Origin of the sequence: Pseudomonas sp. NFACC43 (genome assembly GCF_900119645.1) — a bacterium.
In the GTDB taxonomy this organism is placed as follows: Bacteria; Pseudomonadota; Gammaproteobacteria; order Pseudomonadales; family Pseudomonadaceae; genus Aquipseudomonas.
This window is the reverse complement of the sequence record NZ_FPKK01000009.1, coordinates 144,658-158,203: the sequence shown is the minus strand read 5'-3', so window position 1 is coordinate 158,203 and position 13,546 is coordinate 144,658. Positions and strand designations below refer to the sequence as shown.

Genomic DNA, 13,546 nt, shown 5'->3' with positions numbered 1-13,546 from the left:
TCCGATTTTTATTATTGATCCTTAAAGGAGTGCGGCACATGTCAAAAGGGCATTCGCTACAAGACCCTTACTTGAACACTTTACGTAAAGAGAAAGTTGGGGTGTCCATCTATCTGGTCAACGGGATCAAACTGCAAGGCACGATCGAGTCTTTCGACCAGTTCGTCATCCTTCTGAAAAACACCGTCAGCCAGATGGTCTACAAACACGCTATCTCTACAGTCGTGCCGGTCCGTCCAATTCGTCTGCCAAGCGCAACCGAATCCGATGGCGGTGACGCTGAGCCGGGTAACGCCTGATAGGAGTCTCCTTTGTTCTTTGAGCGCCACGGTGGTGGTGAGCGGACTATTCTCGTTCACTTGGATGGACAGGACCCTGAGGCGCGCGAAGATCCGCAGGAGTTTCAGGAATTGGCTCTTTCGGCCGGCGCCGAGACCGTCGCGTTCTTCAACGTGCCGCGTCATCGGCCAACCGCCAAGTTCCTGATCGGCAGTGGCAAGGTCGAGGAGTTGCGCGACCTGGTCAAGGCCGAGCAGGTCGATCTGGTGATTTTCAATCACATCCTCACGCCCAGTCAGGAACGTAACCTCGAACGTGTCTTCGAGTGTCGCGTGATCGACCGTACCGGGCTGATTCTCGATATCTTCGCCCAACGCGCCCGCACCCATGAAGGCAAGCTCCAGGTCGAACTGGCCCAGCTCGAGCACATGAGTACGCGTCTGGTTCGTGGCTGGACTCACCTTGAGCGGCAGAAGGGGGGTATCGGCCTGCGCGGCCCGGGTGAAACCCAGCTGGAAACCGACCGGCGCCTGTTGCGGGTCCGCCTGCGCCAGATCAAGGGGCGCCTGGAGAAGGTCCGCAGCCAGCGCGAGCAGTCGCGCCGCGGACGCAAGCGCGCGGATATCCCGACGGTTTCGCTGGTGGGCTATACCAACGCCGGCAAGTCGACACTGTTCAATAACGTGACCCAATCGGACGTCTACGCCGCCGACCAGCTGTTCGCCACCCTCGACCCGACCCTGCGCCGACTCGACCTGGACGACCTGGGGCCGATCGTGCTGGCCGATACCGTGGGTTTCATTCGACACTTGCCGCATAAGCTGGTCGAGGCTTTCCGGGCTACGCTCGAAGAGTCGAGCAACTCCGACCTGCTGCTGCATGTGATCGATGCCGCCGAGCCCGACCGGATGCTGCAGATCGAGCAGGTCATGGTGGTGCTGGGCGAGATCGGGGCCCAGGACTTGCCGATCCTCGAGGTATACAACAAACTCGATTTGCTCGAAGGGGTGGAGCCGCAGATCCAGCGCGATGCCGACGGCAAGCCGCAGCGGGTCTGGTTGTCGGCCCAGGACGGTACCGGCCTCGACCTGCTCAAGCAGGCCGTGGCGGAGTTGCTGGGCAACGATCTGTTTGTCGGCACCCTGAAGCTGCCGCAACGGTTCGCCCGGCTCCGTGCCCAGTTCTTTGAGCTGGGGGCGGTGCAGAAAGAAGAACACGACGAAGAAGGTACCTGCCTGCTGGCGGTGCGTCTGCCTCGTGCTGAGTTGAATCGATTGGTCAGTCGCGAAGGGCTGCGACCGATGGAGTTCATCGAGCAACACACTTTGCAATAAAAGCCTGAGAACGCTGTGTCAGGCATTCTGTAGCATTGGTCGGCGCGCCGTGGGTGCGTCTTTGCTTTATCAGATGGAGAGCGCTATGGCTTGGAATGAGCCGGGTGGCAACTCGAATAATCAGGATCCCTGGGGTGGCAAGCGTCGTAACAACGGCGACCGCAAGGGACCGCCGGATCTCGACGAGGCCTTCCGCAAGCTGCAGGAAAGCCTGAACGGTTTGTTCGGTGGTGGTAAGAAACGCGGTGACGACGGCGGTCGTCCGGGCAAGGGCGGTGGTTTCGGCCTGCTCGGCATCGGCCTGGTCGTGCTCGCCGCCGTCTGGCTGTACAGCGCGGTCTATGTCGTGGACGAGCAGGAGCAGGCCGTGGTGCTGCGCTTCGGCAAGTACTACGAGACTGTCGGCCCGGGCCTGAACATCTATTTCCCGCCGATCGATCAGAAATACATGGAAAACGTCACGCGTGAGCGTGCCTACACCAAGCAGGGGCAGATGCTCACGGAAGACGAGAACATCGTCGAAGTGCCGCTGACCGTGCAGTACAAGATCACCAACCTGCAGGACTTCGTGCTGAACGTCGACCAGCCGGAAGTGAGCCTGCAGCACGCGACCGAAAGTGCCCTGCGTCACGTGGTGGGTTCCACCGCCATGGATCAGGTGCTGACCGAAGGGCGTGAGCTGATGGCCAGCGAGATCAAGGAGCGCCTGCAGCGGTTCCTCGATACCTATCGCACCGGCATCACCGTCACTCAGGTCAACGTCCAGAGCGCCGCGGCGCCGCGTGAAGTCCAGGAAGCCTTCGACGATGTGATCCGTGCCCGTGAAGACGAGCAGCGCTCGCGAAACCAGGCCGAAACCTACGCCAACGGCGTCGTGCCGGAAGCCCGTGGCCAGGCCCAGCGCATCATCGAGGACGCCAACGGTTATCGCGACGAAGTGGTCTCCCGCGCCAAGGGTGAGGCCGACCGCTTCACCAAGCTGGTGGCCGAGTATCGCAAGGCGCCCGAAGTGACCCGTCAGCGTCTTTACCTGGACACCATGCAGGAAGTCTTCAGCAATACCAGCAAGGTCCTCGTGACCGGTAACAAGAACGGCCAGAGCAATCTGCTGTACCTGCCGCTGGACAAGATGATCGAGAGCGGTCGTGCCACCAGTGCGCCGCCGACCAGCATGGCACCCGCCAGCACTGAAGCGAATACTCGCGCGGCGGTGGAGCAACAACAGCAAGCACGTACCAGGGAGAGTCGCTGATGAGCAATAAATCGCTGATCGCCCTTATTGTCGGCGTCGTCGTGGCGATCGCTGCCTGGAACTGCTTCTACATCGTGTCCCAGACCGAACGTGCGGTATTGCTGCAATTTGGTCGCGTGGTCGAGGCGGATGTCCAGCCAGGGCTGCATGTGAAGGTGCCGTACGTCAACAAGGTGCGCAAGTTCGACGCTCGCCTGATGACGCTCGATGCGCCGACGCAACGCTTCCTGACGCTGGAAAAGAAAGCCGTGATGGTGGATGCCTATGCCAAGTGGCGTGTGAAGGACGCCGAGCGTTTCTATACCGCGACCTCGGGTCTCAAGCAGATCGCCGACGAACGTTTGTCCCGCCGCCTGGAGTCGGGCCTGCGTGACCAGTTCGGTAAGCGTACCCTGCATGAGGTGGTGTCCGGTGAGCGTGACGCGCTCATGGCCGATATCACCCGCTCCTTGAACACCATGGCGGAAAAAGAGCTGGGTATCGAAGTGGTCGATGTCCGGGTCAAGGCCATCGACCTGCCCAAGGAAGTCAATCGCAGCGTCTTCGAGCGGATGAGCACCGAGCGTGAGCGTGAAGCCCGGGAGCATCGCGCCAAGGGTAATGAGCTGGCGGAAGGTATCCGTGCCGATGCCGATCGTCAGCGCCGCGTGTTGCTGGCCGAGGCTTATCGTGAGTCGGAAGAGGTTCGCGGTGATGGCGATGCCCAGGCCGCTGCGATCTACGCCAAGGCCTACGGCCAGGACCAGGAGTTCTACGCGTTCTACCGCAGCCTGCATGCCTACCGTGAAAGCTTCGGGCGTAAATCCGATGTGCTGGTGCTGGATCCGAGCAGCGACTTTTTCCGCTACCTGGAACAGGCCAAGCCTTGATGCAGCGTTGACCTGAAACACTCCGCCTGGCGGCTAAAGCGTCGGGCGGGGTGATCCTTTGGGAAAACGAGTGTATGATGCGGCAGCCGGGAAATTCCCGGCTTTTTTGCGTCTGCACGTTCGATTGTGGTTTTGCTTGCAGACGTCGGGTTGAACGACTCGACAGGTTTTTCGAGGAAAGCGCTGGACGAGGCCGATTCCTGGCCCTTCGTCACGTCGCCCTTGCGCGTTGTTTGTGCAAAGGCACAGGTGTTTTCTGCTTCACTCAAGGCTTGCCCGAAGGCTGGCCGCCCGGACCATAGGGGAATGGCGTAATGGCAACGGTAGACCGCTGGCTGCTGCCAGATGGCATCGAAGAAGTACTGCCACCGGAAGCTGCGCGTATCGAAGTGGCGCGTCGGCAGGTGTTGGATCTGTTCCAGAGCTGGGGTTACGAATTTGTCGTCACCCCTCATATCGAGTACCTGGAATCCCTGCTGACCGGCGCGGGCCAGGACCTGGACCTGCGTACCTTCAAGGTCGTCGACCCGCAGTCGGGCCGGCAGATGGGCTTCCGCGCCGACATCACGCCGCAAGTGGCGCGAATCGACGCCCACACGTTGCGCCGGGAAGGCCCTAATCGCCTGTGCTATGCCGGCAGCGTGCTGCACGCCCAGCCTCGTGCCTTGTCTTCTTCTCGCAGCCCCATCCAGCTGGGTGCCGAGTTGTATGGAGACGCCAGCCCCAGCAGCGACGTGGAAGTCATCAGCTTGATGTTGGCGATGCTGCAACTGGCTGACGTACCGGATGTCCACATGGACCTGGGTCATGTCGGCATCTATCGCGGCCTGGCCCGCGCCGCCGGCCTGTCCGGCGAAGTGGAGCAGCAGTTGTTCGATGCCTTGCAGCGCAAGGCCATCGACGAGGTCGTCAGCCTGACCGAAGGCTTGCCGAGCGATCTGTCCGACATGCTGCGGGCGCTGGTGGGCCTGTGTGGCGGTCGTGAGGTGCTGGTTGCGGCCCGGGATCGCCTGGCGAATGCGCCGGCCCCCGTGCTGGCGGCCCTGGACGACCTGCTGGCAATAGCCGAGCGGTTGTCGGTGCGTTTCCCGGAGCTGCCGTTGTATTTCGACCTGGGTGAGTTGCGCGGTTATCACTACCACACCGGCGTGGTGTTCGCGGTGTTCGTACCGGGCGTGGGCCAGTCCATCGCCCAGGGCGGTCGTTACGATGACATCGGCGCCGATTTCGGTCGTGCTCGTCCGGCGACCGGCTTTTCTACCGATTTGAAAACCCTGGTGACCCTGGGGCGTGCTGAGGTCGAGTTACCGTCTGGCGGTATCTGGATGCCTGACAGTACGGATGCGGCACTCTGGCAAGCAGTCTGCCAGTTGCGCAGTGAGGGTCAGCGAGTCGTCCAGGCATTGCCCGGGCAGCCTTTGGCCGCCGCCCGCGAAGCGGACTGCGACCGGCAATTGATTCAGCACAACGGGCTTTGGCAGGTATTGCCGCTGGCTTCTTGAGTTTTCCTGCCGGCTGCGGCCGGCACCAAGTTTGCGCGAATGAGGACAAGTGTTATGGGTAAGAATGTCGTAGTCCTGGGCACCCAGTGGGGTGATGAGGGCAAAGGCAAGATCGTCGATCTGCTGACCGAACATGCTGCCGCCGTAGTGCGCTATCAGGGTGGCCACAACGCAGGTCACACCCTGGTGATCGACGGTGAGAAGACCGTCCTGCACCTGATTCCGTCGGGCGTGCTGCGTGAAGGCGTGCAGTGCCTGATCGGCAACGGTGTCGTGGTGGCTCCCGACGCGTTGCTGCGGGAAATCGTCAAGCTGGAAGAGAAAGGCGTACCGGTGCGCGAGCGTCTGCGTATCAGCCCGTCCTGCCCGTTGATCCTGTCCTATCACGTTGCGCTGGACCAGGCCCGTGAAAAGGCTCGTGGCGAGATGAAGATCGGTACCACCGGTCGTGGTATCGGCCCTGCCTACGAAGACAAGGTGGCGCGCCGCGGCCTGCGCATCGGCGATCTGTTCCACCGCGAGCGTTTCGCCGCCAAACTGGGTGAGTTGCTGGACTACCACAACTTTGTCCTGGTCAATTACTACAAAGAACCTGCCATCGATTTCCAGAAGACGCTGGACGAGTGCATGGAATACGCCGAGCTGCTCAAGCCGATGATGCTCGACGTCACCGCTGAGCTGCATGAGTTGCGTCGTGCCGGCAAGGACATCATGTTCGAAGGCGCCCAGGGTTCGTTGCTGGACATCGACCATGGCACCTACCCGTACGTGACCAGCTCCAACACCACCGCCGGCGGCATCGCCACCGGGTCGGGTTTCGGTCCGATGTACGTGGACTACATCCTGGGCATCACCAAGGCCTACACCACGCGCGTGGGCTCGGGTCCGTTCCCGACCGAACTGTTCGATGACGTCGGTGCGTTCCTGGCCAAGCGCGGGCATGAGTTCGGTGCCACTACCGGGCGTGCCCGTCGTTGCGGCTGGTTCGATGCGGTGATCCTGCGTCGCGCCATCGACGTCAACAGCATTTCTGGCTTGTGCCTGACCAAGCTGGACGTGCTGGATGGTCTGGAGACCATCAACATCTGCGTGGGCTACAAGAACCAGAACGGCGCTGTCATCGACGCTCCGACCGACGCCGACAGCTACATCGGCCTGGAGCCGGTGTACGAGCAGATGCCGGGCTGGACCGAGTCCACCGTGGGTGCCAAGACCCTGGAAGAGCTGCCTGTGGCGGCCCGCAACTACATCAAGCGTCTCGAAGAGCTGGTCGGCGCGCCGATCGACATTATTTCGACGGGGCCGGACCGCAACGAAACCATCGTTCTGCGTCATCCGTTTGGCTGATAAGTCATTGATGCACAAAACAAAGGACCCTCATTAGGGTCCTTTGTCGTTCCTGGTCGCCGTGCGGCACGACACTTGCTATGAATCTCCATTATCGGCGCCCGTTCAGCGGTGCCATCAAATTAATGGCGTTGGTAGAGGGATTTCACGTGTCGGCCGTTCTCTCACTGTTACAAAGCCGTTTGCTGCGGCCTGTGTTCGTTACGCTTGGTATCGCCCTTTTGGTGCAGGTGCTGGTGGCTGTGGCGCTGACCCGGAGCACAGTCACGGCGCTGGAGGCCGACCTGAGTGCGGGCCTGGGGGCTGATAGCCAGAAACTTTCCGGTGAGTTGGAGCAGGCCGGGCGCGAGGTGACCTCCAGCCTGGATAGCCTGTCTGCCAGTACGCGCCAGCGCCTGAATGCCGGCTTGTCCGCGCGCCTGAAGGAAGAGCAGGCACAGCTGCGGGGCGCTCTGGAAAAAGACTTGAGGGAGTCGGCCAATGATATGGCGCAACTCCTGGCCTCCGTTGCCCCTCGTGCCATGTGGGACAGCGACATTCCGACGCTTTCCGAATTCGCTCGCCGGGCCCAGCGCAATCCCAATGTGCTCTTCGTCATTTATGACGATGCCAATGGCGAACACCTGACCCGTTATTTGAACCGGGAAAATCCGGTCAACAAAGCGCTGCTGGAGAAGGGCAAGGGTGAGCGGGCGCTGGACAAGGTCCTGGATGCGGCGAAAAACGATCCTTCCGTCTATTACCTCGAGGCTTCCATCAGCCCCAACGGGGTGGAAATCGGCAAAGTGCTCATGGGGGTCTCCACCGCATCCGTGGAAAGCGACCTGAAGGCGCTGGACCAGAGATTCTCGGCGTTGATCGCCAGCAGCGACCAGCTGGTGGGGGACAGTCTCAAGGGGGCTGCGGCTGACAGTGCCACTGCCATGCGTGGCCGGCTGCAGTCGGCCCAGGCCACTGCTACCCAAATGCAGACCAATACTGCCAGCACCGTGCAAGAGGCCGCGAGTACCTTGCGCTGGCGCATTGGCCTGGGCCTGGCGCTGGTGGGCCTCGGCGTGCTGGTGTTGTTGGCGGTGGTGCTGGGGCGCCGGGTCGTCAATCGCCTGAGGCTGCTGATCGCGGCGATGAATGACCTGGCGGCGGGTGAGGGGGACCTGACCAAACGCGTGCAAATCAACAGCAAGGATGAAATTGGCGACATGGCATCGGCCGTCAATCGCTTTGTGGATAAGTTGCAGCCCATCGTGCGGGAAGCGGGTGACGTGGCCCAGCGCACGGGCCTGGAGATCGGTGCGATGACCTTGCGAAATTCCGGTGCCGATGCGGCAGCCGGGATGCAGCGCGATGAAGTGGCCGAGAGCCTGCGGGCCTTGTCGCAGATGGCTGATGAGGCGCAATCGGAAAGCCAGGCGATGCAGGCGGCCTTGCAGCAGGTGGTGGAGATTCGCCAGGCCACCGATGAGAACACTCGCACATCGGCCAAGGTAGGCAGCCTGATCGAGGCGTTGGCCGGGCAGGTGGATACCGGGGCGAAAGTCATCGAGCGGCTGGCCCAGCAGAGCGAGCAGATCGAAGTGGTGCTGACGGTTATCCACGGTATTGCCGAGCAGACCAACCTGTTGGCCTTGAACGCGGCTATCGAGGCTGCGCGGGCCGGGGAGACCGGGCGCGGCTTTGCGGTGGTGGCGGATGAGGTACGGGCTCTGGCAAGCAAGACCCAGAGTTCCACGGGCGATATCCAGGCCCATATCGTGGCGTTGCAGCAAGGGGCCCGGGAAGCGGTGGCTGCAATCGGCCAGGCCGGGCGCCAGGCCAGCGAAGGATTGCTGGTATTGCGTGACAGTGCTCGTCTGCAGCAGTCGGTGCAGGCCTCTGTGGAGCAGGTGCACGCGGCCATCGGCCTGGCGACCCAGGCGGCAGCTCATCAGGCCCAGGGTGCCCAGGCGGTTCGCGGGCGGGTAGAAACCATTCATGCCCAGGCCGAGAAGGCGGCCCAGGCTGTGGTCGAGACCACCGCCAGCGGTAAGGTGCTGGACAGCCTGGCGGCGCAATTGAAGGCGAGCCTGGGACAGTTCCGGGCCTGATCCGGCTGACCGGGCATTCGTCCGGACGCGACCACGAGCTTGGGTTGCGTCCGGGGATCTTCCGGCTTTGTCCGGATGAGGGCGAGCCTGCGATTGCTGTGGTCGGGAAAGTAAAGGAGGCAGAAACGCAAAAACCCGCTTTCGCGGGTTTCTGTGAGGTTCAAGGCAAAACCTTGAAGCTTGAAATTGGTGCCCAGAAGAAGACTCGAACTTCCACGACCTTGCGGTCACCAGCACCTGAAGCTGGCGTGTCTACCAATTTCACCATCTGGGCAGCATCTTCAGCGTTGCCGCTGTTGATGTGGCGCACTATACGGAGCGCGTTTTGATCTGTAAACCCCTGTTTTTGTTTTAGTAATTGCTGACTGGCTTTTCAGGGGAGGAGAAATGCAAAAACCCGCTTTCGCGGGTTCTTGTGAAGCTGGCAGACCATTGATCTGTCGCTTGAAATTGGTGCCCAGAAGAAGACTCGAACTTCCACGACCTTGCGGTCACCAGCACCTGAAGCTGGCGTGTCTACCAATTTCACCATCTGGGCAGTCTCGGCAACGTGTGTGCGTCGTCGATGGCGCGCACTATACGGAGCGTGTTTTTAACTGTAAACCCCCTTCGAGAAAAAAACCGGTAATTTTCACGAGTGGTGCGATCCGAGGCTTCAAAGGCGGGTCAAAAGATTCCAGAAAGGGCTCCTTATGCTTGAAATTTCCCGTTTCATTACGCCTATGCCAAACTAACCGCATATAGACAAGGTGAAAACTCTCTAATGGCCGATTGGCAATCCCTCGATCCCGAGGCCGCTCGTGAAGCGGAAAAATACGAAAACCCTATTCCCAGCCGCGAACTGATCCTGGCGCATCTCGCCGACAGGGGCTCGCCCGCCAGCCGTGAACAGTTGGTCGAAGAGTTCGGTCTGACTACCGAAGACCAGCTCGAAGCCCTGCGCCGCCGTCTGCGTGCCATGGAGCGCGACGCCCAACTGATCTATACCCGCCGTGGCACCTATGCGCCGGTGGACAAGCTCGACCTCATCCTGGGACGTATCGCCGGCCATCGCGATGGCTTCGGTTTCCTGATTCCCGATGACGGCAGCGACGACCTGTTCATGAGCCCGGCCCAGATGCGCCTGGTGTTCGACGGCGACCGGGCCCTGGCTCGGGTGTCCGGCCTGGACCGTCGCGGTCGCCGTGAGGGTGTGATTGTGGAGGTGGTATCGCGCGCCCACGAAAGCATCGTCGGCCGTTATTTCGAGGAAGGCGGCATCGGCTTCGTCGTCGCGGACAATCCCAAGATCCAGCAGGAAGTGCTGGTCACCCCGGGCCGCAACGCCAATGCCAAGATCGGCCAGTTCGTCGAGGTGAAGATCACCCACTGGCCAACCCCTCGCTTCCAGCCGCAGGGGGATGTGGTGGAAGTGGTCGGCAACTACATGGCGCCGGGCATGGAAATCGATGTCGCCCTGCGCACCTATGACATTCCTCATGTCTGGCCTGAGGCTGTGCTGAAGGAAGCGGCCAAGCTCAAGCCGGAAGTCGAAGAAAAGGACAAAGAGAAACGCATCGACCTGCGCCACCTGCCGTTCGTGACCATCGATGGCGAGGACGCACGGGACTTCGACGATGCGGTCTACTGCGAAGCCCGGCCGGGCAAGCTGCGGCTGTTCTCCGGTGGCTGGAAGCTTTACGTCGCCATCGCCGACGTTTCCAGCTATGTGAAGCTCGGTTCGGCGCTGGATGCCGAAGCCCAGGTGCGTGGCAACTCGGTTTACTTCCCCGAGCGTGTCGTGCCGATGCTGCCCGAGCAGTTGTCCAACGGGCTGTGCTCGCTCAACCCTCATGTCGATCGCCTGGCCATGGTCTGCGAGATGACCATCTCCAAGACCGGCGAAATGACCGACTACTGCTTCTACGAAGCGGTGATCCATTCCCACGCCCGCCTGACCTACAACAAGGTCAGCGCGATGCTGGAGACGCCGAAGCTGGCCGAGGCGCGCAAGCTGCGGGGTGAATATAACGACGTACTGCCGCACCTCAAGCAGCTCTATGCATTGTACAAAGTGCTGCTGGCGGCCCGTCACGTGCGCGGCGCCATTGATTTCGAAACCCAGGAAACCCGGATCATCTTCGGCTCCGAGCGCAAGATCGCCGAAATCCGTCCGACCGTGCGCAACGACGCGCACAAGCTGATCGAGGAATGCATGCTGGCGGCCAACGTGGCCACCGCCGAGTTCCTGAAGAAGCACGAAATCCCTGCACTGTATCGGGTCCATGACGGTCCTCCGCCGGAGCGCCTGGAAAAACTGCGCGCCTTCCTCGGCGAGCTGGGCCTGTCCCTGCACAAGGGCAAGGAAGGTCCTACGCCCAAGGACTACCAGGCATTGCTGGCCAGTATCAAGGATCGTCCGGATTTCCATCTCATCCAGACCGTCATGCTGCGCTCGCTGAGCCAGGCGGTGTACAGCGCCGACAACCAGGGGCACTTTGGCCTCAATTACGAAGCCTATACCCACTTCACTTCGCCGATCCGCCGTTATCCCGACCTGCTCACGCACCGGGCGATCCGCAGTGTGATCCACTCCAAGATGAACACCCCGCACGTCAAGCGGGCCGGCGCGATGACCATTCCCAAGGCGCGCATTTATCCGTACGACGAGGCGGCCCTGGAGCAGCTCGGCGAACAATGTTCGATGAGCGAGCGACGCGCCGACGAAGCCACCCGCGACGTGGTGAACTGGCTCAAGTGCGAGTACATGAAAGACCGCGTGGGCGAATCGTTCCCGGGTGTGATCACCGCCGTGACCGGTTTCGGCCTGTTCGTCGAGCTGACCGACATCTACGTCGAAGGCCTGGTGCATGTCACCGCGCTGCCGGGGGATTACTACCACTTCGACCCTGTCCATCACCGCCTGGCGGGTGAGCGCACCGGTCGTAGCTTCCGCCTGGGCGATACCGTTGAAGTACGGGTGATGCGTGTCGACCTGGACGAGCGCAAGATCGATTTCGAGATGGCGGAAAAAACCATCAGCGCGCCGATCGGTCGCAAGAAACGCGGTGCCGAAACCGCTGCGCCTGTGACCAAGGCCCCAGCCGAGCCGGCGCCGAGCAAGTCCGGTCGGCGCGGTGCGGCCAAGGAAAAAGCCGTCGAGGCCTATCGTCCGAGCGATGCGGCGGCGAAGAACGCTGAAGTGCGCAAAAGCCGTGAGATGAAAAAAGCGTTGCTGGCAGAGGCCAAGGCAGGCGGCAAGGCTGGACGGTCGGCTCCGGAGAAGGCTGCCAGCAAACCGAGCAAACATCGCAAGGGTCCGCCAAAAGCGGGCTCGGCCCCGGCCAAGAGTGGCGGGGCGCGTAAACCCAAGGCCAAGTCATGAGTCAGTTGGAAAAAATCTACGGCCTGCATGCCGTGGAGGCGCTGCTGCGCCATCATCCCAAGCGGGTCAAGCAGATCTGGCTGGCCGAGGGGCGTAGCGACCCGCGGGTCCAGACCTTGATCGAACTGGCCAGCGAAAACCGTGTGGCGGTGGGCCAGGCCGAACGTCGTGAGATGGATGCCTGGGTCGAGGGTGTGCACCAGGGCGTGGTGGCCGAGGTGAGCCCGAGCCAGGTCTGGGGCGAGGCGATGCTCGACGAGTTGCTCGATCGCACCGAGGGCTCGCCCCTGCTGCTGGTCCTGGACGGCGTGACCGACCCTCACAACCTCGGCGCCTGCCTGCGCTCGGCGGATGCAGCCGGCGCGCTGGCGGTGATTGTTCCCAAGGACAAGTCGGCGACCCTGACGCCTGTGGTGCGCAAGGTCGCTTGCGGTGCGGCGGAGGTCATGCCCCTGGTGGCCGTGACCAACCTGGCGCGCACCCTGGAGAAACTCCAGCAGCGTGGCTTGTGGGTGGTGGGCACGGCGGGCGAGGCCGAGGTCAGCCTCTATGACCAGGACCTCACCGGTCCGACGATCCTGATCATGGGCGCCGAGGGCAAGGGCATGCGCCGCTTGACACGCGAGCATTGCGATTACCTGGTCAAGCTGCCGATGGCCGGTAGCGTCAGCAGCCTCAATGTCTCGGTCGCCACCGGTGTCTGCCTGTTCGAGGCCCAGCGCCAGCGGAGCGTCAAGGCTGTCGCCAAAAAGCCCTGATCCAGACGCGTATCAAATGTGGGAGCGAGCTTGCTCGCGATGACGGTGTCGCAGGGACGCAAAAGTCGACGGGCACGCCGCTATCGAGCAGGCTCGCTCCCACAGCGTTTTGTATTTGGGCAAATCTGGCGGTTGTTCAAATAATCACCAATTACCTTGCGCCTCCCTCGACCCTTCTCTACAATTGCGCCCCTTGCTGTGATGGCAGGCACTTATGTGTCTAGCGTCCACAAGTCCATAAGTGTCATTCACTCCTTGTCTGACCGTTTTTAAGCGGCAGGCTACAACCCGTAAGGAGCATTCATGCGTCATTACGAAATCATCTTTTTGGTCCACCCGGATCAAAGCGAGCAAGTCGGCGGCATGGTTGAGCGTTACACCAAGCTGATCGAAGAAGACGGCGGCAAGATCCACCGTCTGGAAGACTGGGGCCGTCGTCAACTGGCCTACGCAATCAACAATGTTCACAAGGCTCACTACGTGATGCTGAACGTTGAGTGCACCGGCAAGGCCCTGGCCGAGCTGGAAGACAACTTCCGCTACAACGATGCAGTGATCCGTAACCTGGTCATCCGTCGCGAAGAAGCCATCACTGGCCAATCCGAGATGCTCAAGGCTGAAGAAAACCGCAGTGAGCGCCGTGAGCGTCGCGACCGTCCTGAGCATGCTGACAGCGCCGAAGGCGATGACAGCGATAGCGACAGCGACAACAGCGACAACGCTGACGAGTAATCCACGGACTTCCTAAGGAGCCAAT

10 protein-coding genes, 2 tRNA genes and 1 pseudogene are annotated in these 13,546 nt (G+C 61.4%); 11 read left to right on the top strand and 2 right to left on the bottom strand.

Translation table 11 applies throughout. From position 1 onward, the window contains the following. Positions 1–38 precede the first annotated feature (38 nt). The 8 genes and pseudogenes from hfq to BT179_RS27235 all read left to right on the top strand — a co-directional run bounded on the left by hfq (position 39) and on the right by BT179_RS27235 (position 8,667). Positions 39–299 carry an RNA chaperone Hfq gene (gene hfq, locus BT179_RS17190; RefSeq protein WP_072398502.1) on the top strand — a complete coding sequence of 87 codons (261 nt, stop codon included), beginning with the start codon at positions 39–41 and terminating at the stop codon, positions 297–299. A gap of 12 nt (positions 300–311) precedes the next feature. Beyond that, positions 312–1,613 carry a ribosome rescue GTPase HflX gene (gene hflX, locus BT179_RS17185; RefSeq protein ID WP_072398501.1) on the top strand — a complete coding sequence of 434 codons (1,302 nt, stop codon included), beginning with the start codon at positions 312–314 and terminating at the stop codon, positions 1,611–1,613. An 85-nt stretch (positions 1,614–1,698) separates the two neighbouring features. After that, entirely contained in the window at positions 1,699–2,865 is a 1,167-nt protein-coding gene (hflK, locus tag BT179_RS17180; protein WP_072398500.1) for an FtsH protease activity modulator HflK, read from the top strand. Beyond that, on the top strand, positions 2,865–3,734 hold the full coding sequence (gene hflC, locus BT179_RS17175) for a protease modulator HflC (protein ID WP_072398499.1): 870 nt from the start codon (positions 2,865–2,867) through the stop codon (positions 3,732–3,734). The genes hflK and hflC overlap by 1 nt, the downstream gene beginning before the upstream one ends. Positions 3,735–4,048: 314 nt before the next feature. Then, entirely contained in the window at positions 4,049–5,236 is a 1,188-nt protein-coding gene (locus BT179_RS17170) for an ATP phosphoribosyltransferase regulatory subunit (RefSeq protein ID WP_072398498.1), read from the top strand. Between the two features lie 54 nt (positions 5,237–5,290). Next, positions 5,291–6,583, top strand: a complete 1,293-nt coding sequence (locus BT179_RS17165) for an adenylosuccinate synthase (RefSeq protein WP_072398497.1) — start codon at positions 5,291–5,293, stop codon at positions 6,581–6,583. A gap of 80 nt (positions 6,584–6,663) precedes the next feature. After that, a pseudogene (locus tag BT179_RS27240) lies at positions 6,664–7,761 on the top strand (methyl-accepting chemotaxis protein); the annotation flags it as partial. Positions 7,762–7,782: 21 nt separating this feature from the next. Further along, positions 7,783–8,667, top strand: coding sequence for a methyl-accepting chemotaxis protein (locus tag BT179_RS27235; protein ID WP_371264407.1), 885 nt, complete (start codon positions 7,783–7,785; stop codon positions 8,665–8,667). Positions 8,668–8,854: 187 nt separating this feature from the next. On the opposite strand, the gene BT179_RS17155 is transcribed toward BT179_RS27235, so the two are convergent. Both BT179_RS17155 and BT179_RS17150 read right to left on the bottom strand, forming a co-directional pair. After that, positions 8,855–8,941 (bottom strand) — tRNA-Leu (locus BT179_RS17155). A 177-nt stretch (positions 8,942–9,118) separates the two neighbouring features. After that, positions 9,119–9,205 (bottom strand) — tRNA-Leu (locus tag BT179_RS17150). A 225-nt stretch (positions 9,206–9,430) separates the two neighbouring features. Between BT179_RS17150 and rnr the strand changes: the two genes are divergently transcribed. From rnr to rpsF, 3 genes are all read left to right on the top strand, one after another. Next, the gene (rnr, locus tag BT179_RS17145; protein WP_072397906.1) at positions 9,431–12,031 is read left to right on the top strand and encodes a ribonuclease R; all 2,601 of its coding nucleotides are present in this window, start codon (positions 9,431–9,433) and stop codon (positions 12,029–12,031) included. Next, positions 12,028–12,789, top strand: a complete 762-nt coding sequence (gene rlmB, locus BT179_RS17140) for a 23S rRNA (guanosine(2251)-2'-O)-methyltransferase RlmB (protein ID WP_072431696.1) — start codon at positions 12,028–12,030, stop codon at positions 12,787–12,789. The genes rnr and rlmB overlap by 4 nt, the downstream gene beginning before the upstream one ends. 303 nt (positions 12,790–13,092) lie before the next feature. Beyond that, the gene (gene rpsF, locus BT179_RS17135; RefSeq protein ID WP_053155628.1) at positions 13,093–13,521 is read left to right on the top strand and encodes a 30S ribosomal protein S6; all 429 of its coding nucleotides are present in this window, start codon (positions 13,093–13,095) and stop codon (positions 13,519–13,521) included. Positions 13,522–13,546: the final 25 nt, after the last annotated feature.